The sequence below is a fragment of the Mesorhizobium sp. M2A.F.Ca.ET.046.03.2.1 genome (genome assembly GCF_003952425.1).
In the GTDB taxonomy this organism is placed as follows: Bacteria; Pseudomonadota; Alphaproteobacteria; order Rhizobiales; family Rhizobiaceae; genus Mesorhizobium.
Map to the genome: position 1 here is coordinate 5528555 of NZ_CP034449.1, position 19519 is coordinate 5548073.

At 63.7% G+C, this 19519-nt stretch carries 17 protein-coding genes and 1 other RNA gene; 11 read left to right on the forward strand and 7 right to left on the reverse strand.

The window, feature by feature from the left end; translation table 11 throughout:
* Nucleotides 1-289: 289 nt before the first annotated feature.
* A complete protein-coding gene (locus tag EJ072_RS26305; protein ID WP_126081975.1) occupies nucleotides 290-1210 on the reverse strand; it encodes a DMT family transporter in 921 nt (306 codons plus the stop codon).
* Nucleotides 1211-1421: 211 nt separating this feature from the next.
* Here EJ072_RS26305 and EJ072_RS26310 point away from each other — a divergent pair, with 211 nt between their 5' ends.
* Nucleotides 1422-2642, forward strand: coding sequence for an alanine racemase (locus EJ072_RS26310; protein WP_126081976.1), 1221 nt, complete (start codon nucleotides 1422-1424; stop codon nucleotides 2640-2642).
* Between the two features lie 98 nt (nucleotides 2643-2740).
* On the opposite strand, the gene EJ072_RS26315 is transcribed toward EJ072_RS26310, so the two are convergent.
* A complete protein-coding gene (locus EJ072_RS26315; protein ID WP_126081977.1) occupies nucleotides 2741-3919 on the reverse strand; it encodes a lytic murein transglycosylase in 1179 nt (392 codons plus the stop codon).
* A 184-nt stretch (nucleotides 3920-4103) separates the two neighbouring features.
* Nucleotides 4104-4895, reverse strand: coding sequence for a GH25 family lysozyme (locus EJ072_RS26320; protein WP_126081978.1), 792 nt, complete (start codon nucleotides 4893-4895; stop codon nucleotides 4104-4106).
* 292 nt (nucleotides 4896-5187) lie between these two features.
* Here EJ072_RS26320 and EJ072_RS26325 point away from each other — a divergent pair, with 292 nt between their 5' ends.
* The gene (locus EJ072_RS26325; protein WP_126081979.1) at nucleotides 5188-6570 is read left to right on the forward strand and encodes a serine hydrolase; all 1383 of its coding nucleotides are present in this window, start codon (nucleotides 5188-5190) and stop codon (nucleotides 6568-6570) included.
* A 110-nt stretch (nucleotides 6571-6680) separates the two neighbouring features.
* Here the strand turns inward: EJ072_RS26325 and EJ072_RS26330 are convergent, their stop codons facing one another.
* Genes EJ072_RS26330 through EJ072_RS26340 form a run of 3 tightly spaced genes read right to left on the reverse strand, consistent with a single transcriptional unit; the run spans nucleotide 6681 to nucleotide 12318 of the window.
* Nucleotides 6681-7346: a class I SAM-dependent methyltransferase gene (locus EJ072_RS26330; RefSeq protein WP_126081980.1), complete on the reverse strand. Its 666-nt coding sequence runs from the start codon at nucleotides 7344-7346 to the stop codon at nucleotides 6681-6683.
* Entirely contained in the window at nucleotides 7343-8641 is a 1299-nt protein-coding gene (locus EJ072_RS26335) for a DUF3419 family protein (protein ID WP_126081981.1), read from the reverse strand. Before EJ072_RS26335 ends, EJ072_RS26330 begins: the two co-directional genes overlap by 4 nt.
* Before the next feature lie 44 nt (nucleotides 8642-8685).
* A complete protein-coding gene (locus EJ072_RS26340; protein WP_126081982.1) occupies nucleotides 8686-12318 on the reverse strand; it encodes a hydantoinase B/oxoprolinase family protein in 3633 nt (1210 codons plus the stop codon).
* Between the two features lie 177 nt (nucleotides 12319-12495).
* Here EJ072_RS26340 and EJ072_RS26345 point away from each other — a divergent pair, with 177 nt between their 5' ends.
* The 7 genes from EJ072_RS26345 (at nucleotide 12496) to EJ072_RS26375 (ending at nucleotide 16514) form a co-directional block, all read left to right on the forward strand.
* Nucleotides 12496-12702: a hypothetical protein gene (locus EJ072_RS26345; RefSeq protein WP_082056158.1), complete on the forward strand. Its 207-nt coding sequence runs from the start codon at nucleotides 12496-12498 to the stop codon at nucleotides 12700-12702.
* 134 nt (nucleotides 12703-12836) lie between these two features.
* Nucleotides 12837-13556 (forward strand): DnaJ family molecular chaperone, encoded by a 720-nt coding sequence (locus EJ072_RS26350; RefSeq protein ID WP_126081983.1) that lies wholly within the window; start codon nucleotides 12837-12839, stop codon nucleotides 13554-13556.
* Nucleotides 13553-14338: an N-acetylmuramoyl-L-alanine amidase gene (locus EJ072_RS26355; RefSeq protein ID WP_126081984.1), complete on the forward strand. Its 786-nt coding sequence runs from the start codon at nucleotides 13553-13555 to the stop codon at nucleotides 14336-14338. The genes EJ072_RS26350 and EJ072_RS26355 overlap by 4 nt, the downstream gene beginning before the upstream one ends.
* A gap of 166 nt (nucleotides 14339-14504) precedes the next feature.
* Nucleotides 14505-15206, forward strand: a complete 702-nt coding sequence (locus EJ072_RS26360; RefSeq protein ID WP_126081985.1) for a transglycosylase SLT domain-containing protein — start codon at nucleotides 14505-14507, stop codon at nucleotides 15204-15206.
* A 128-nt stretch (nucleotides 15207-15334) separates the two neighbouring features.
* An RNA gene (gene rnpB, locus EJ072_RS26365) (RNase P RNA component class A) lies at nucleotides 15335-15730 on the forward strand.
* 158 nt (nucleotides 15731-15888) lie between these two features.
* Complete coding sequence (locus EJ072_RS26370; protein WP_126060079.1) at nucleotides 15889-16173, forward strand: type II toxin-antitoxin system ParD family antitoxin; 285 nt, start codon at nucleotides 15889-15891, stop codon at nucleotides 16171-16173.
* Nucleotides 16170-16514, forward strand: coding sequence for a type II toxin-antitoxin system RelE/ParE family toxin (locus EJ072_RS26375; RefSeq protein ID WP_245466994.1), 345 nt, complete (start codon nucleotides 16170-16172; stop codon nucleotides 16512-16514). Before EJ072_RS26370 ends, EJ072_RS26375 begins: the two co-directional genes overlap by 4 nt.
* 17 nt (nucleotides 16515-16531) lie before the next feature.
* On the opposite strand, the gene EJ072_RS26380 is transcribed toward EJ072_RS26375, so the two are convergent.
* Nucleotides 16532-17647, reverse strand: coding sequence for a cystathionine gamma-lyase (locus EJ072_RS26380; RefSeq protein WP_126081986.1), 1116 nt, complete (start codon nucleotides 17645-17647; stop codon nucleotides 16532-16534).
* Nucleotides 17648-18046: 399 nt separating this feature from the next.
* On the opposite strand from EJ072_RS26380, the gene mraZ reads away from it, so the two are divergent.
* The gene (gene mraZ / locus EJ072_RS26385; RefSeq protein WP_126081987.1) at nucleotides 18047-18505 is read left to right on the forward strand and encodes a division/cell wall cluster transcriptional repressor MraZ; all 459 of its coding nucleotides are present in this window, start codon (nucleotides 18047-18049) and stop codon (nucleotides 18503-18505) included.
* Nucleotides 18502-19518 (forward strand): 16S rRNA (cytosine(1402)-N(4))-methyltransferase RsmH, encoded by a 1017-nt coding sequence (rsmH, locus tag EJ072_RS26390; RefSeq protein WP_126081988.1) that lies wholly within the window; start codon nucleotides 18502-18504, stop codon nucleotides 19516-19518. Before mraZ ends, rsmH begins: the two co-directional genes overlap by 4 nt.
* Nucleotide 19519: the final 1 nt, after the last annotated feature.

The window sequence follows — 19519 nt, forward strand, 5'->3', positions numbered from 1 at the left end:
TTTGGCGGGTCAGGGAAGAACACCTATGATCAGGGCACCGATGAATGCGAATGCGGCACAAATCATCAAAGCGTTGATCGGCCTCGTCAGTCCCATGCCATAGCCTCCTCTTCAGAGCTATGGCAGGAGTCTAGGGGCATTTGGGCCACAGGCAAGCGGAAAACGTGCTGCAATGCGACATGATTGTGGAATTTGCGACCCGGGATTTGCCGTTAGCCGTTGAAACTCTTCGGCAAAAGCCGGCTTCGCCGTTGTGAATAAATTGTGGCGGCGGTGTGGCATGACAGCGCTACCATTTGCCGAACAGCCGTCCGTCGATGGTGATGAGGCCCAATCCGATCAGCGTCATGCCGCCGATCTCGAACAGCGCCAGCCGCTCGCCGAGGAAGAGGAAACCGAGCAACACCGCGCTGGCCGGGACGATCAAGGTGACCAGCGAGGCATTGGTGGCGCCGGCCGAGGCGACGAGGTTGAAATAGAGGATATAGGCGAAGGCGGTAGACAAAAGCGCCAGGCCCAGCACCGCGGCCCAGACCGGCTGCGAGGCCGACAACGAGCCCGTCGGCCCATAGGCAATGAGCACGATGGGGATCATGATGATGGTCGAGGCGGTCAGCTGCCCGGTGGCGATGACTGGCGATGGCACGCCCTTGAAGCGGCGCGCGATCATCAAGGCGATCGCATAGGATACCGAAGCGCCGATCAGCGCGAATTTGGCCCAGACCGGCCCGCCGAGTCCGGCAACAAGGCCCGGACCGATCATCACCGCGGTGCCGGCGACACCGAGCGCGATGCCGGCCAGCTTGTTCCAGGACAGTTTCTCATCGGTGGTGAGCGCATTGGCCAGGATCAGCGTCCAGAACGGCGTGGTGGCGTTGAGCACCGAGGCGACGCCGGCGCCGAGCTTAGTCTGGCCGGCGAAGATCAGCGAGAAGGGCACGACATTGTTGGTGAGCGCCAGCAGGAAGAACAGGCCGGCATGCGGGAAGGCGAGCCGGAACGAGGGGCCGCGGACCGCCAGATAGAGCTGAAGTGCGATGGCGGCGATGGCGACGCGGAACAGCACCAGCGCAAGCGGGTGGATCTCGGACACTGCAATGCGGGCAAAGAAGAACGAGCCGCCCCAGATTGCGCCGAGCAGAAGAAGCTGCCCCCAATCCTTGAGTGTCATCGGTCCGCGCGTCGGCGCGGCGGCGGCCGTAATCGACATGTCCTGTTCCTCCCCAGGCCGATCGCAATCTCGGCTTCACACCTCACCAACCGATAAATGCGCTCGCCGGCAAGGGCCACCCGAAACCTGACTGGTGGTTTAGCTTTGGCAAAATGTGCAACCGGCCGCGTCGGGTCGCCAGACACAGAACTGTTTTCTTTGGCGGCTAGCTAGGATTAATTGTGCGCGCTCCAGCCCCGAGGATTCGTCCATGCAGCGATTCGAAAATGCCCGCGATGCGGCACTGGCGCTTCGTCCCGACGATCCGGTCTACTGTTTCCGCCCGCAGGTGCTGAAGGCGGATGCCCTGCAGTTCATGGGCATGTTTCCCGGCAAGACCGCCTATGCGGTGAAGACCAATGGTGAGCAGATCGTGCTGAAGACATTGGTGGAATCCGGCGTCAGCACCTTCGACGTCGCTTCGCCGGGAGAATTCGCGGCCGTGCGCGCCGTCTCGGCGGATGCCGAGATGCTCTACATGCACCCGGTCAAGGCGCAGTCGGATATCAAGCTGGCGCTGGAGAAATACGGCATCCGGGTGATCTCGCTCGACCATGAGGACGAGATCACCAAGCTGACGCGCGTCGTGCGGGCGCTCGATATCGACCCGGGCGCCATCACCGTCTTCGTGCGCATCCAGACCAAGGGCCATGCGGCTTACGAATTGTCGAAGAAATTCGGCGCCGGGCCGGCCAATGCGGTCGAGCTTGCCGAGCGGCTGAACCGGACCGGCTACAAGGTTGGCCTCTGCTTCCATGTCGGCAGCCAGATCGAGGATCCCGACACCTATGAGCGGGCGCTGGCCTCGGCCGACTGGGTGCGCAATCGCCTGACCTTCGACATTGCCGGGCTCGATGTCGGCGGCGGTTTCCCCGCCGAATACGGCCACGATCCAAACCGCAAGCAGGTCGAGATGCCTTCGCTCGGCCAGCTGATGTCGCGGCTTGCCGGCGACCTGACGGAGTATCAGTTCGACCAGATGCCGCTGGTGGCCGAGCCCGGACGCGTGATCGTGGCGCGCTGCCTGTCCCTGATCGTGCGGGTGCTGCTGCGCAAGGGCAAGCGGCTCTACATCAATGACGGCATCTGGGCGTCGCTGTCGGATTCATGGACCGGCAAGATCACCCTGCCGGCCCGCTTCATCCCCGATCCGGCGATCCGCACGCGTAATGGCGACGAGAAAAACATCGTGCCGTTCAAGGTCTGCGGCGCGACCTGCGATTCCGTCGACATCCTGTCCAGGCCGTTCTGGCTGCCGGAAACGGTCGACACCGGCGACTGGATCGAGATCGGCCATATCGGCGCCTACTCGCTGTCGCTGAGGACCCGCTTCAACGGCTTTTACCCCGACACATTCGTGGAGGTGACGACGCCGTTCGACGAAGGCGACGCGCCGCAGGGGTTCGCGAGCCTGGAGACGATGGCGGATTAGGCAGTAGGCAGTAGTGAATAGGACTTTACAGCCTGTGGTCCCAAATGGATTTTCGCCTACTGCCTACTGCCTACTGCCTACTGCCTACTGCCTACTGCCTACAATTTCGCCAACAACTCCGGCGTCGGCCAGCCATCCACGGGCAGGCCAAGCCGCGTCTGCTCCTTGCGGATTGCTTCGCGCGTGTTGGTGCCCAGGATGCCGTCGACAGTGCCGACATCGTAACCCTTGGCTTCGAGCTTGGTCTGCAGCGCCTTCATCTGGTCGCCGCTCAGGCCCTGCTCGGGCGTGCGTGGATCGAATTGCGGCGCGCCGGCAAACCGCGTCGCCATAACGGCCGCGGTCAGCGCATAGGTGAAGGACTGGTTCCACTCGAGATAGACATCGAAATTGTCATAGGTCAGGAAAGCGGGACCCTTGCGGCCCATCGGTAGCGCCAGGCCGGCTTTCAGGCCATTGTCGACAAGCGGGTTGCCGTTGGGCTCGGTCACGCCCCACTGAGCCCACTGCGACAGCGGTAGCTTGTTGGTGCGGCCGGTCTGGTCCCATGGCATGTCGTCGGGAACGCGCACTTCCTGGACCCAGGGCTGGTCGCGCTTCCAGCCGCGCGACATGATCTTGTTGGCGGTCGTCATGATGACGTCCGGCACGCTGTTCCTGAGATCGACCTTGCCGTCGCCATCGCCGTCGACACCCTCGGCAAGATAGTCGGTCGGCAGGATCTGCGTCTGGCCGATCTCCCCGGCCCAGGCGCCGTTGACGTCGGCCGGCAGCACGCCGCGATCGATGAGCGTCAAAAGCGGCACCAATTGCTGGCGGAAGAGCTGGGGCCGGCGGCAGTCATGGGAAAGCGTTACCAGCGCATTCAGCGTCTGGAAGTCGCCCTGCACGGCGCCGAAGTCGGTCTCCAGCCCCCAGAAGGCGGCGATGATGGCCGGCTGGACGCCGAACTGCTTGTCGGCGCGGTCGAAGATTTCGGCATATTTCTTCAGATTGGCCGCGCCCTGCTTCAGGCGGTAGGCCGAAATCATGCGGTTGGAGAACTCGGTGAAAGTCTGGGTGAAGACGCCCTGCGCGCGGTCGCGCGCCAGCGCTCGCTCGTCGATGGTGGCGTCCTCCAGCGCATCGAGCCCGGTTTCGCCGACGCCGGCCGCCTTGGCTTCGGCCGCAACACCCTGCTTCCAGGTCTCGAAGTCGCCGCCGCATTCCTGCGCCGCCGCGGGCAGTGCGAACGCGCCGACAAAAAGCGCCGCCAGGATTTCAACGCGCAATCGCATCGCTTTCCTTTCGAGACCGGCGCATGACCTGATCGTGATCCCGGGTCGGGACCGCACAGGCGCATGCGAGGATTTCAAAGCCCAGGAGCCGCGCCATGCACTCGCGCGAGTGCGCCGCTCCGGATTACCAGCGGTTGCATGTTTCGCCGCCCGCCGTGTCGAAAAGCAGGCGGGAGGGCCGATGTCAACGGGTGTTCTGCCGCAGCCACTTCTTCCAGGCGGCTTCCGAGCCGTTGAAGACGTTGATGTCGGACTTGCCGGTCATGCCGGGCACGATGCCGGTGCCGGTGTACTGCCAGAAGGTGAAGGGATGGCTGCCGTATTTCTCACGCGGGTGCCCTGCGACCGAGCGCAGCCAGTAGGGGTAGCCGCGGAACGTCGCCAATTGGTTGTCGTCGAAGAAGTCGACCGAGGTGTAGATGATCGGCTTCTTGCCGTAGTGACGCTCGACCATCTGTAGAAAGACGGTCATCTCACTGCGGACGGTGGCCGCATCGGGGCGCAGCCTGCAGGTCGGCGATTTCGGGTTCCATTCCATGTCGAGCACCGGCGGCATGGCTGACGGGTCATTTGGGACATTGGCGATGAACCAGCGCGCCTGGGCTTCCGCCGGCGTGCAGAAATAGAAGAAATGATAGGCCGCGCGCGGGATTCCGGCTGCCCTGGTGCGTGCCCAGTGCTCGTTGAAATTCTCGTCGAAGCGGTCGCCGCCTTCGGTCGCCTTGATGAAGGCGAAGGAGATGCCGCTGGCCCTGGCGGTGGGCCAGTCGACCGAGGTCTGGTATTTGGAGACATCGGTGCCGTGGATGGCGTAGGTCCATGGCGCGCCGCTGTCCCACTCATGCGGCTTGGAATCCTCGAATTTGGGCGCGCGCACGGTGACCGTCTGCAAGGATGGCGACAACGGCGAAAGGTCGTCGACGGTTGAGCAGGCGCAGAGCAGCGTCAGCATCAGGATGGCCGCGAGACGGCGCATGATATTCCCCGAGCCGGGTTCAGCCGGCCGCTGATGGGTCCTTTACTGATGGTGGTCGCTAACCTCGCGTCCCCCTGCCGGACGATCGCCCCACGAGATCGTCCGCCTTATTTGTCCGTCCATGTCGTTGTCCCAAAACCGCTGTGCAATTTTGGGCGACATGGACAAGTTGATCGCCGAACATGGTTGATAATCCATTGACGGCGCTCGACTACGCCGGTGATTTTGCGGAAGCAATGGCGGCAAATCGATGACATAAATCGTGCCGGCGAATCCAAAGAGGCGGGGAAAGATGCAGGCTGTCGCGAAGTTCATCAAGTGTCTGCTTGGCCTGGTGATCCTGGCGGTGGTCGCGCTCTTCGCCTGGCTCTATTTCGCGCCGCCGGAACTGATCCGGGTCGGCGCCGGCTATTCGGCCAAGATCGTCTGCTCGAACGTCTTCATTGCCGGCCGCGACGCTAACCAGGTTCTGGCCGTCGACGTGCAGGCGCCGGGCCATCCGCTGCTCAGGCTGATGAAAATCTCCGTCGACAAGGAAAGGGGACTTGTCTCCGCCGGCCTGCTGTGGGTGCTGGGCAAGAGCGTCGCCGTGGAACGCGACGGCGTCGGCTGCGCCTCGGTTCCCGACGGTGACACCGGGAAGGCGCGACAGACGTCGCGGCGCGCGGCAGCTTCCGCACCGGCGCAGGCGGACGCGCTTTGGCCCGATGGCGAGCGCGTGGATGCGTCACAAAATCCCGAGGTCGCGAAAATCGTCGACGACTCGGCCATGGCCGGACCCGGCATGCGCGCCATCGTGGTGGTGAAGAACGGCCGCGTCGTCGCCGAGCGTTATGGCGACGGCTTCTCGGCCAAGACGCCGCTGCTCGGCTGGTCAATGACCAAGACGGTCAATGCCGCGATCGTCGGCACGCTGGTCAAGGACGGCAAAATGGCGATCGACAACAAGGGTCTGGTCAAGGCGTGGAAGGCCGATGGCCGCGCCGCCATCAGCGTTGCCGACATGATGGCGATGTCGAGCGGGCTGGAATTCAACGAGGATTATGGCGATGTCGCCGACGTGACGCGCATGCTCTATCTCGAGCCGGACATGGCCGGCTTCGCCGAGGCCAAGCAGCTAACCGGCGAGGTCGGAAAGGTGTTTTCCTATTCGAGCGGCACGGCGGTGATGCTGTCGCGGCTGTGGCAGGACGCGATCGGCGACAAGGCCAAGGCGCTGGCCTGGCCGCGCACGGCGCTGTTCGAGCCGCTCGGCATGCACAGCGCGGTGCTGGAGACCGACGAGCAGGGCACCTTCGTCGGTTCGTCCTATCTCTACGCCACCGCGCATGACTGGGCGCGCTTCGGCCAGTTCCTGCTGCAGGGCGGAACCTGGAACGGCAACCAGATCCTGCCTGCCGGTTTCGTCGACTGGATGCGCGAGCCGGCGCCGGCGTCGAAGGTCTACGGCAAAGGCCAGCTCTGGATCGAAGGCCCGGGCGACGAAGACAAGCCCGGCGCCGGTGCTGCCGCCGGTCTGCCCAAGGACACCTACTGGATGGAAGGCCATGACGGCCAGACGGTCGCGATCATTCCGTCGGAGCAGCTGGTGGTGGTGCGGCTTGGGCTGACGCCGGCCAAGCTAGGCTACCGGCCGCAGACCATGGTGGGAGCGCTGGTGAAGGCGCTGCACTAGTGCGTTTCACCGTTTCATAGAAACGGCGAAACGCCCTATCTGTTTGTTTTTACGCAATTTCGGACGGAAAACCGCTCACACTTTTCCTGGAATTGCTCCAGTAGCACTTGCTATTTGGAGGATCCGATCATGGCGAGCCAGGCATAGCCGCGATAAAGCGTTCTGAAACGGAAGGTTGCGCCGGTGCGCTGCGATTCCGATTCAAGCACGTCGCGCAGCGAGGCGCGCGGCGAAACATGGAATTTCCGCAGCCAGCCGCGCAGCATCGTTCGGAACCAGCGCGGCAGGCCCTCCTGCTGGCCAAAATCGACGACATGCAGCGAGCCGCCAGGCGCGAGCGCGGCCAGCGCTGCCGATATCGTCTTCTCCCAGCCGGGGATCATCGACAGCGAATAGGACACGAAGACGCGGTCGAATTGCTCGACGTCGAACAACGCCTTGGCGTCGAAATCGGTGGCGTCGCCGCGCGCCAGTTTGACCTTGCCGGAGAGACCTTCGCGAGCGATGGCGGCATTGGCCGTCTCCAACATCTCGGCCGAGATGTCGAGGCCGAAGAAGCGAGTGTCGGGATAGCGGCGGGCGGCCAGCGCGATGTTGCGGCCAGTGCCGCAGCCGAGCTCCAGCACGGTGCCGCCTTGCGGCACGTCCAGCCCGTCGATCAGCCGGTCGCGGCCGAGCAGGTAGTATTTGCGGGTCAGGTCGTAGATGTGGCGCTGCCAGCGGTAGACGCCGTCCATCAGTTCGGCATGGCTGGCCGGCAGCTCCGTCGTGCTCATGCTGCGCGCTTCACGTAAAGGTGGAAGCCGCCATAGATCGCCGAGCGGTCTTTTGCCGAGAATTCGCGCGAGGCGTCGGCCTCGTAGGTCCATTGGTCTAGCAGCGAGCTGGAGACGCGGCCGGGCAGCAGGCTGGGTTCTGCCGCGGTTCGGAAGATGACACGGGCGCCAACCGAAGCGCTACGGGTGATCTCAGTCCACAGCGCGTTGAGCAGGTCGTCGGTCATCCAGTCCTGCGCGTCGAGCAGGACGAAGCGATCGACGCTGCCGGCGTCCTTGGCGGCCAGGAACTTGATCAGGTTGGCGTGGTGGATGGCGACGCGATCGATGTTGTCGCGGATCGTTTTGTAATTGCGCTGTTCCAGATAGGCAGGCAGTGCCGCCTCGCCGGGCTGCGGATAGCGGCGGGCAAAGGCCTGCCAGGCGAAGTAGTTGTTCTTCAGCGGGAAATCGCAGGCGAGCTTTTCGAGCCGAGCCTTCAAGACGCTCGCCATCGAGCCGTCGCCGGAGGTGATCAGCGAATCGTACTGCGCCGGCGGGATGCCGAGGCCGAACAGCGAAGCCTTACGCGAGGTCGCCCAGCGCAGCAGCCTCTTGTCGAAGACGGGCGCCAGTTCCTCGTTGAAGAAGCGGCGCTGCTCGCCGATATTCTGCGCCTTCATGATGCCGGTCGGGTCGACACCAAACAGCTTGCCGACGCGATGGCCCATGGCGATAAAGAGCCCGAGCAGGCCGGTCTGGTAGAAGTTGCGGTCGAAGACCGAGATGCGGCGGCGGCCGCGCCAGTTGCGGCGCTCCCAGTAGTGGCGGCTGACCGCATCGAGATGCGGTGCGATGAAGCGATCATAGGCATCGGAATTGTGGCTGGTGTCGGCTGCGCCGAAGAAGCGGAACAGGTCGCCTTGCGACGGCAGATGGCGCACCGCTTCCAGCTTCATGCGGTTGAGCGCGATGTGCGCGGCATTGAGATCGACGGCGTCGATCTTGGCCGGCGACCGGGTCAGGTAGGCCAGAATGTTACAGCCGCCCGAGGCGATAGTGACGACGCGATGACCGGCGCCGAGCTGCATGGCGTCCATGTCGACATCCGGGTCTTCCCAGATCTGCGGATAGACCAGACCGGAGAACAGGAAGGCGAAGAGCCGCTCGGAAATGCCGTCCTTCGACAATGCGCGGTTCTGGTAGACGGCCTTTCCGACTTCCTTGCCTCGACGATAAACGAGTTCTCCGGATACGTCCGACATGGAAAGGTGATTCCCCGTTTGCGTTGGCGCAAGCGGGTAGCGCAGCGTCATGACAGGCAGGTGACAGCCTGTTGACGGCAGGCTGTCACGAATTCTTACGCGCTTCCGAAGCCTCCAGGTGTCGGCGTGGTGACGATGACGGCTTCGCCGGCATCGAGCGTGGTCTGGTCGCAGGCCTTGAGGATGTCGACCGAGCCGTCATTGCGCCTGACCTTGGTCGAGCCCGACTCGCCGTCGCCGCCGCCGTCGAGACCCTGGGGCGGCCGGCTTCGATGCGAGGACAGGATCGCGCATTCCATCTTCTCGAGAAAACGGATTGTGCGCCTGGTGCCGTCGCCGGCATTCCACTTGCCCTTGCCGCCGGAACCCTCGCGGATGTGGAAGTCTTCCAACACGACGGGGAAGCGCAGTTCCAGCACTTCCGGATCGGTGAGGCGCGAGTTGGTCATGTGGGTGTGAACGCCGGAGGTGCCGGCAAAACCGCGGCCCGAATTCATCCGGCCGGCCGGTGAGCCGGAGCAGATCGTCTCGTAATACTGGTATTTCTTGTTGCCGAAGGTGAGGTTGTTCATCGTGCCTTGCGCATTGGCCATGGCGCCTATCGCGCCGAACAGCGCGTTGGTGACATGCTGCGAGGTCTCGACATTGCCGGCGACGACGGCGGCGGGGTAGGCTGGCTTCAACATCGAGCCGTCGGGGATGACGATGTTGATCGGCCTGAGGCACCCGGCATTCATCGGGATCATGTCCTCGACCATGACGCGGAAGGCATAGAGTACGGCTGCGCGCGCCACCGGCTCCGGCGCGTTGAAATTGTTCTCCATGACAGGCGAGGTGCCGGTGAAATCGACGGTCGCCTCGCGCTTTTTCCGGTCGACGGTGATCTTCACCCTGATCACTTGGCCGCTGTCGGTCGGGTATTCGTAAGCGGCGCTGTCGGGAAGCCGCTCGATCACGCGGCGCACGCTCTCGGCGGCATTGTCCTGGACATGGCCCATATAGGCCTCGACGACATCGAGGCCGAAATGCGCGACCATCTTGCGCAGTTCCGCCACACCCTTTTCGTTGGCGGCGATCTGCGCCTTGAGATCGGCGATGTTCTGGGCAGGATTGCGCGCGGGGTAGGGATGGTCGGTCAGCAGTGCCTCCAGCTCCGTCTCGCGGAAGCGGCCGCGATCGACGATGCGGAAATTGTCGAACAGCACGCCTTCCTCATCGACCGTTGTCGCGAGCGGCGTCATCGAGCCGGGTGCGGTGCCGCCGACATCGGCGTGATGGCCGCGAGAGGCCGCCCAGAACAGGATCTCGCTCTGGGCATCGTCGAAGACAGGCGTCACCACCGTGATGTCGGGCAGATGCGTGCCGCCATTGTACGGCGCGTTGAGCGCGAAGACGTCGCCGGGATGGATGTCGCCGGAATTCAGGCGGATGACGGTTTCGACGGAACGGTCCATCGAGCCCAGATGCACCGGCATGTGCGGCGCGTTGGCGACCAGCGCGCCATGGCGGTCGAACACGGCGCAGGAAAAATCGAGCCGCTCCTTGATGTTCACCGAATAGGCGGTGTTCTGCAGCGTCACGCCCATTTGCTCGGCGATCGACATGAAGAGGTTGTTGAACACCTCCAGCATCACAGGATCGGCCTCGGTGCCGAGCGCCGCGGCACGCGCTTTCCGTTCCGTGCGGCGGATCACGACGTGGTTGAGACCGGTGATTTCGGCCCGCCAGCCGGGCTCGACGACGATGGTCTGGTTCGGCTCGATGATCAGCGCGGGGCCGGCGACCGTGTTGGATGGCCTCAGGTTTTCACGGCGATAGACGCCGGCCTCGTGCCAGCGGCCCTCGGTATAGATGCGCCGGCTTTCCGAAGGCTTGGGCTCGACTCCTGCCGCTCCGTCAGGGGCGGAGGTTTCAGCCTTGTCCTGTCGAGCGGCCTCCATGCCTTCGACGGCGACGGTTTCTACGACGATCGGCTTGTCGTCATAGATGAACCCGAACTGCGCCCTGTGCGCGGCCCCGAAATCGCTTCTGGCGCGGAAGATCGAGCCATGCTCGAAATTCACCGGCAGGGCCGTGTCGGTGCCGTCGTAGCGGACATGCAGCACGGGCCTCGTCGAAAGCGCCTCCTCGGCAATGCCCTGTTCGCCGAGTTCGGCGACGACCTCGCTGCGCAAGGCTGCGATGAGCGCCTCGATTGCGGTGCGCGATTCCTCGGCAAGCGGCTGCAGCAGGCCCTGCTGGCGCGAGGCGAAGACCGACGAGAGGCCGATGCCGTAAGCGGAAAGCAGGCCGGAAAAGGGATGGATCAGCACCGCTTCCATGCCGAGCGCGTCGGCGACAAGGCAGGCGTGCTGGCCGCCGGCGCCGCCAAAGCAGTTCAAGAGATATTCCGTGACATCGTAGCCGCGCTGCACCGAGATCTTCTTGATGGCGTTGGCCATGTTCTCGACGGCGATGGTGACAAAGCCTTCGGCGACCGCCTCGGGCGAACGGCCGTCGCCGATCTGGGCGGCAAGTGCCACGAAATTCTCGCGAACCGCGCCGGCGTCGAGCGGCTGGTCCTGGCCGGCACCAAAGATCGCCGGGAAGAAATCGGGCTGCAATTTGCCGAGCATGACATTGGCGTCGGTGACGGCGAGCGGGCCGCCGCGCCGGTAGGCGGCGGGGCCGGGATTGGCGCCGGCCGAATCCGGGCCGACGCGGAAGCGTCCCGCCTCGTAATGCAGGATCGAGCCGCCGCCGGCGGCGACCGTGTGGATGCGCATCATCGGCGCGCGGATGCGCACGCCGGCGACCTCGGTATCGAAGGCGCGCTCATATTCGCCGTCATAATGGGCAACGTCGGTCGAGGTGCCGCCCATATCGAAGCCGATGACTTTTTCGAAGCCAGCGAGCTTCGCCGTCTCGACCATGCCGACGACCCCGCCGGCCGGGCCGGAAAGCAGCGCGTCCTTGCCCTGGAACATATCGGCGGCGGTGAGGCCGCCCGACGACATCATGAACATCAGCCGCGGCCCGGCGCCCAACTCGCCCGCTACACGCTGCACATAGCGCGACAGGATCGGCGACAGGTAGGCGTCGACCACGGTGGTGTCGCCGCGGCCGACCAGCTTGATCAGCGGCGAGACCTCGTGGCTGACTGAAATCTGGCTGAAGCCGATCTTGCGGCAGACTTTTGCCACGGCTTTTTCGTGATCCGGGTATTTCCAGGCATGCATGAAGACGATGGCGACCGCGTCGATGCCATCGGCCCTGGCCTGCTCGATCGCCGGGCGGCAGGCGGCGATGTCGAGCAGACGCTCGACGCAGCCATCGGCGCGCACGCGTTCGTCGACCTCGATCACCCGCTCGTAGAGCTGCTCGGGCAGGATGATCTCCTTGGCGAAGATATCCGGCCTTGCCTGGTAAGCGATGCGCAAAGCGTCGCGAAAACCCTTGCTGATGAGCAGCAGCACACGGTCGCCCTTGCGCTCGAGCAGCGCATTGGTGGCAACGGTGGTGCCCATTTTGACGTCGCCGATCGCGTCGGCGGAAATGGCGGCGCCGGCCTTCAGACCCAACAGGTCGCGGATGCCCTGGATGGCTGCGTCCGCATAAGCCTCGGGATTCTCGGACAGGAGTTTTCGAGGGTGCAGCCGGCCCTGCGGATCACGGCCGATGATGTCGGTGAAGGTGCCGCCGCGGTCGATCCAAAAATCCCATTTCCGTGTTTCCGCGGCTGCCGGCATTCTGCTTGTCCACTCATGTCTTCGTGCGCATGTTCTGTTAGTTCGGGATTTCCCCGCCAGCAATTGCAAGTTGATGTTACATATCGAAATGCAACGTTACGAAACCGTCGAGCCTGCTGATGCATTTCCCCTGCGACCGCTCACCGAAACGTGAGCGTCTGTTGAAGGAGACATACCATGAAGAAGCTCATCTTGGCGTCTGTTTCGGCGCTCGCCCTGCTGGGGGTCGCGGCTTGCAGCGACAGTGGCACCGACAATACCACCACCCAGAGCACCAATCCGCCGGCCAACGAGCAGCCGATGAAGCCTGCTTCGCCCGACGCTTCGAAGCCCGCTGAACCGGCTCCGGCAACAAATCCGGCTCCTGCCGCGCCTGCGCAGTAAGATCCGACCACATAAATTCAAGGAAGGCCGGCAATGCCGGCTTTCCTTTTGCTCCACCGATCCCGAAGGTCGCCCATCACCTGCGGCATTGTCCAGGCTTGATAGAACCGCCCGGTTCGCTCTATGAAGCCGGCATGTCGATTTGGGACCGCCTTGGCGACTTCATCGCTCGTGTTTCGTCGTCGGCGTCCTCGGGCGTCGCGGATGTCGTCGAAGCCGTGCGTACCGTGTTTTCCGGCGATCCGGACCTGCGCCGGCGCGTTGCCTTCTCGGTGGCCATGATCGCGCTCTCCGCCAAGATGGCCAAGGCAGACGGCATCGTCACCCAGGACGAGGTGCGCGCCTTCCAGGAAATCTTCGAGGTGCCGCCGAGCGAGACACGCAACGTGGCGCGGCTTTACGATATCGCCAAGCAGGATGTCGCCGGATTCGAGACCTATGCCCAGCGCATGGCGCAGCTTTGCGGCTCCGGCCATGCAAACTGCATGATGCTGGAAGACATACTCGACGGGTTGTTCCACATCGCCAAGGCGGATGGCCTCATCCACGAGCAGGAAGGGCAATTCCTGCATCGGATCGCGGAGATTTTTCAGATCGACGAGGCGCATTACGAGGCGATCCTGTCCAGGCACGTCGATCTTGGCGCCGCCGATCCCTATGTCGTCCTGGGGATCGAGCGGGGCAGGCCGTTCGAGGAGATCAGGAAACGCTATCGCAAGCTGATCTCGGACAATCATCCCGACCGGCTTATCGCGCGCGGCTTGCCGCAGGAATTCATCAAGATCGCCACGACCAGGGTCGCCGCGATCAACGCCGCCTATGAGAGGATCGAGCGGGGCCTCAGGCACGCATGAGCGGTTTTCTGCCCGACCATCCAGAGGCGGAGGTTCGGGTCTCGCCCAATTTCGGCCCGCGCCGCGAGACGCTTCGGCCCGACATGATCGTGCTGCACTATACCGGTATGGCAAGCGGCGCCGGCGCCGAGGCGTGGCTGTGCGACCCGGCGAGCGAGGTGTCTTCGCACTACCTCGTTCATGAGGACGGTCGTATCGTGCAAATGGTGCGCGAGAGCGATCGCGCCTGGCATGCCGGCCAGAGTTCCTGGCTCGGGCGAACCGACATCAACTCCTGCTCGGTCGGCATCGAGATCGTCAATCCCGGGCACATGCTGGGCTACAAGGCCTTCCCGCGGCGGCAGATCGGCGCCGTGATCGAGTTGTGCGCGGGTATCGCGGAACGCCATTCCATTCCCGCGGCAAGGGTGCTCGCCCATTCGGACGTGGCGCCGGGCCGCAAGGTCGATCCGGGCGAGAAATTTCCCTGGAAGACGCTGTTCGCGGCCGGTATCGGACATCTCGTGCCGGCGGCGCCGATAAAGGCGGGCGCTGCACTGAAGGCCGGCGATGCCGGCGCCGACGTTGAAGCACTGCAATCGATGCTGGCGCTCTATGGCTACGGTGTCGAGATATCGGGTGACTATGACCGGCGGACGGAAATCGTGGTGGCGGCCTTCCAGTTACATTTCCGCCGGCGGCTGGTCGACGGCGTGGCGGACAATTCGACGATCCGCACACTGCAGAGGCTCCTGGCTTCCGTAAAGGCAACTCCCGTCAAAAAGTCGCGTCGGGATCCTTAAATTACAATCTGTCACTCAAAGTGAATTGCGCCGCCTTCATTGCCGCCAATTCCGCCTGCAAATGCCCCTTCCGCAAGTTGTCGGGCGTCTATCCCCCCAGGCACCCGATGTTGAGTTGACCTAACTGTGCGAAGTTCTTCGTGCAGCTCTAACAGAACAGGACTACATGCAAAAATTGACCGTTGTAGCGGCAGCCGTTGCTGCCGGAGTGATAAGTTTTGCCTTCAACCAGGCCAACAGTGCCCCGCTGAGCCCCAGGGCGGACAACGGCCTCGCAGCCGTAACGCCAAAGGCAGGCTCGAGCATCAAGACGGCAAAAACCGCGCGGGCTGCTCCGGCAAGGGTTCAGAAGGCCGCCGCAACCCGGGTGACAAAATCGACGGCCAAACGCGCCAAGCGCGGCAGAAAGGCTGTCGATCTCACCACGACGGCCTCGATTAAACCCGGCAAGATCGCCGTGGCGACGCCCGCTGCCGCCGGCGAAGGCCAGTATTCGGCGATCATCGCCCGCTATGCCGCGAGCTATGGCGTGCCGGTGTCGCTAGCCAAGGCCGTCATCAAGATCGAAAGCAACTATCGGCCGAACATGGTCGGCGGCGCCGGCGAGATCGGCCTGATGCAGATCAAGCCGGCGACGGCCCGCATGATGGGTTATACCGGTTCGGCCAAGGGATTGTTCGATCCCGACACCAACATCAAATACGGCATGAAGTATCTCGCCATGGCGCGGGACCTTGGCGGCGGCACCACCTGCGGCACGATCCTGAAATACAATGCCGGCCACGGAGCGACGCGGATGAACCCGGTCTCCGCCGCCTATTGCAGCAAGGTGAAGGTGCAGATGGTGGCGCTGGGCTCGCCGGCCTGACGCTATGCAGCGCGGCGGATTTGTGCAACGCGCGCTTTATGCACGTCGTTGCCCCAAACCGCCGCGCATTTGGGGCGAGGCGCTTTTTCGTTTGCGTTTTCAGCCGGGAATCCCTTTATACGCGCTTGCCAGCTGGCCGGGCGGCCGCACCCGCGGGAGCCGAAAGGTTGCGGGTGAGGAAAGTCCGGGCTCCATGGAGACACGGTGCCGGCTAACGGCCGGCGGGGGCGACCCCAGGGAAAGTGCCACAGAAAGCAAACCGCCGCGGCATTGCCGCGGCAAGGGTGAAAGGGTGGGGTAAGAGCCCACCGCGCGACTGGCAACAGGAGCGGCAGGGCAAACCCCACCGGGAGCAAAACCGAATAGGGGCGGTGCGAGGGGAAACCTTCGAGGGCTGTTTCCGGCCCACCGTCCGGGTTGGTTGCGTGAGGCGCATGGCAACATGCGCCCGAGATGAATGGCCGCCACGTTCTCGTCGCAAGGCGAGGGCCATACAGAACCCGGCTTACAGGCCAGCTGGCATTTTTTCTCGTAACGATAGCTGAACGGGATCAGAAGGTTAGGCCGATGAGCGGGTCTTCTGATTCAAGGGTCCTGCAATACAACCTCCCAATGCTGCCAAACGTGTTCTTGAAGCCGGTGCGATTAAATCGTACCTTCCAAGAAAGGACAGGAGCACGTCATGGGCCAGGTCGATAAACGTAGCATCACGCTTTCGCCGGAACTGGCGCAGGCAGTCGACGATGTGGTCGCCGCGGGCGAATATGCTTCCGCGAGCGAGGTGATCCGCGATGCGCTCAGGCAGTGGAAGGAGCGCCGCGACCTGCTCGGCTACACCGTGGAGGAGTTGCGGGAATTGGTGCAGGAGGGGATCGATAGCGGACCGGCGCTGGACGGTCCCCCCTTAATGGAGCGATTGCGCGCCAGATATTCGAAGATGGCGGAAGCCAAAGGCGCTGACGAGTGAAGTACCGCCTGCTTCCACAGGCACTGGTCGACCTCGAAGCTATCGGCGACTATATCGCCGCCTACAATCCTAATGCCGCAATCCGTTTTGTGGAAACTCTTCAGCGGCGATGGGACTTGCTAACCCTCCATCCCCGATCGGCGCACCGCGCGACGACATCCTGCCGGGCATTCGCCACCTTGTTGTCGGGCAGTACCTTACGTTCTATCGAATTGGCGACGATGCGATCGAAATCCTGCGCGTGTTGCATGGCCGGCGAAGGATCGAGACAGAGGATATGGGACCCTAAAGCGCGTCGCGTTGAAACTGATTCAGGCGACGCGCTTAAGTCTTTGTTTTGATGCGTGTCGTTGTCCGCTCAACTGGCGACTTTGTCCAACGACGCCTCGATCGCCTGCCAAAGCTCCTCGACCGGCTCGCAGCCGATCGACAGGCGCACGAAGCCGGGCGGCACGGCGTCGCCGCGCTTCGAGCGCCGTTCGGCCGAGGTGTGCACGCCACCGAAGGAAGTCGCCGATTCAATCAGCGCGCAATTGTCGATGAACGCCTCGGCCTTCTGTTCCGAGGCCAGTTCGAACGAGATCAGGAAGCCAAAGCGATCCATCTGGGCGCGCGCCAGATTGTGCGAGGCATCGCCCTCGAGGCCGGGATAGCGCAGGCCGCCGACCGCGCGATGGGTTCTCATCTTCATTGCGATCGTTTCGGCCGAGGAGCACATCCGGTCGAAACGCACCTCCAGCGTTTCCAGCCCGCGATGCACAAGCCAGGCCTCGAAGGGACCGGGGATGCCGCCGACCAGGCTGCGCCAGTCGGTCACCTTGGCGATGATGTCGGCATCGCGGCTCGCGACATGGCCGAAAAGCACATCGGAATGACCGTTCACCGCCTTTGTGTCGGCGGAGACGACGATGTCGGCGCCGAGGTCCAGCGGACGCTGGCCGAAGGACGTCATCGTCGTGTTGTCGACGACCAGCAGCCCATCCTGCCTGTGAACGGCTTCGGCCACCGCTGTGATATCGCAGATGTCCAGCCGGGGATTGGACGGCGTCTCGGCAAAAACCAGCCGGTAACCATCGAAGCCGCCGTCGAGGAAGGTTGGCGTCGGCCTGGTGTCGCAGGCAATGCCGAGGGGATTGAGAAAGCGCTCGGCCATGGCGCGCGTGGCGTGATAGCCGTCTGACGGCAGAAGCACGCGGTCGCCTGATTTCAGCAGCGCGAAAAACACCGACGAGATTGCGCCCATTCCGGACGGGAAGGCGACGCACTGCGCGCCTTCGAGGTGGCCAAGCGCGTGCTCGACGGCGCGCCAGGTCGGATTGTCGTAGCGGCCATACTGATCGAAGCCGACCTCTGCGCCCGGCGTGTGGAAGATCGATGCCATGGTCAGCGGCAGCGGGATCGGGTCGCCCTTGGCGAAATCGCGGCTGCGCAAATGGGCAAGCGCCGCGGCGCGGGACTTCGCTTTCTTGGACATCAGGCTTCATCCCTTCGGCTGAATAGAAATTGCCAGAGACGCTATGCGTGCCGGCTGTTTGCGGCAAGCAGCGTCCTTTTGGCCAGAGGGCTCTAAACGCTTCGTTAGGCTTAATGGAGGATAAAGACGAGACGTGCCTTCAGCCTGCGCTTTGTGGTTGTGATGCGCGTGTTTGTGATGCCTGTTCCCGTTGACGCCCATAGTACCCCATGATATCCCGTTCACATCATCAAGCTTTCGTTCCGCGTCAGGGTGAAGCGTACGCCAATCGGGCAGCCGCGGCGGCTGCGCGTTTGCCGGTTTTCGCCCCGGTGAATGAAGCGATTTGCCGCGAGTGCGGCGAGGGCGCGGAGAACAACATGGGAAGGGGTGCGGCGGCGGAAGCGGCTGTAGCGTTCATTGGACCGATTTCTGTCAAACGCGGTAAACAGGATCGATGCGAAGGGGCGGGTCTCCGTTCCGGCGCATTTCCGTGCGGTGGTTCAGAAACGCGGCTATTCGGAGCTTTACGCGCTGCGCTGCCTGGACCTGGCGGCCATGGATGTCGGCGGACTCGACCTGCTCGACCGCTACGAGCAGCGGATCGCGCTGGAGGATCCCTTTCTGCAGACGGCGGACGATATGTCGTTCTTCTGCCATGGCGACGGGACGTTCCTGAAGCTCGATCAGGATGGCCGCATCACCATGAGCGACTTCATCCGCGAGCATACGGGCATCTCGAACGAGGTGGCCTTTGTCGGCCGCGGCAATTTCTTTCAGATCTGGGAGCCGGGACGGCTTTCCGCCTATGGGGCGCAGGCGCGCGCCAGGCTTTTGCAGCTTCGGCAGGGGACGAATCCCGGGGAGCGATCGGAATGATGGCTGGCCACGGCGATGATCCTCACGCCGTTGGCGGACCGGCCCGCCACATTCCGGTCCTCCTTGCCGAGGTGCTCGACGCGCTTGCACCGCAGGCCGGCGAGACGATCGTCGACGGGACATTCGGTGCCGGCGGCTACACCAGCGCCATCCTCGATCGCGGCGCCTCCGTCATTGCCATCGACCGCGACCCGGACGCAATCGCGGCGGGCAAGGCGCTGGAGCGGCAGGCCGGCGGCCGGCTGAGGCTTGTCCAGGCGCCGTTCTCGACGCTGGACGAACATGTCGAGGACGCCGACGGCGTGGTGCTCGACATCGGTGTTTCCTCCATGCAGCTCGACCAGGCGGAGCGCGGCTTTTCCTTTCGCGCCGATGGGCCGCTCGACATGCGCATGGCGCAGTCGGGGCTTTCCGCCGCCGACGTCGTCAACACCTTCAAGGCCGGCGATCTTGCCCGCATCTTCGGCTTTCTCGGCGAGGAGCGCCATGCAGGCCGCATCGCACGCATGATCGAGAGCCGGCGCGAGAAGAGACTGTTCGAGCGCACGCTCGATCTCGCCGACGCCATCGAAACGCATATCGGACGCGGACCCAAGGACAAGATCCATCCGGCCACGCGCGTCTTCCAGGCGTTGCGCATCTTCGTCAATGACGAGCTTGGCGAGCTTGCAAGGGCGCTGCTGGCGGCCGAGCGGGCGCTGAAGCCAGGCGGCCGACTTGCCGTGGTGACCTTCCATTCCCTGGAAGACCGTATCGTCAAGCGCTTCATCGCCGACCGTTCCGAAGCCGCCAGCGGCTCGCGACACATGCCCGACGCGCCGCAGCGCGCCGCGACTTTCCGTAAAGCTGGCGGCGGCGTGACGCCGGGGGAGGCCGAGATAGCGGCCAACCCGCGAGCGCGCTCGGCCAGGCTGCGCGCTGCGATCCGCACAGATGCCCCGGCGCGTGCGGGCGATTTTTCGATTTTCGGCCTTCCAAAGCTTCCCGCCGTCGAACGGCCGGGAGAGAGGTGAG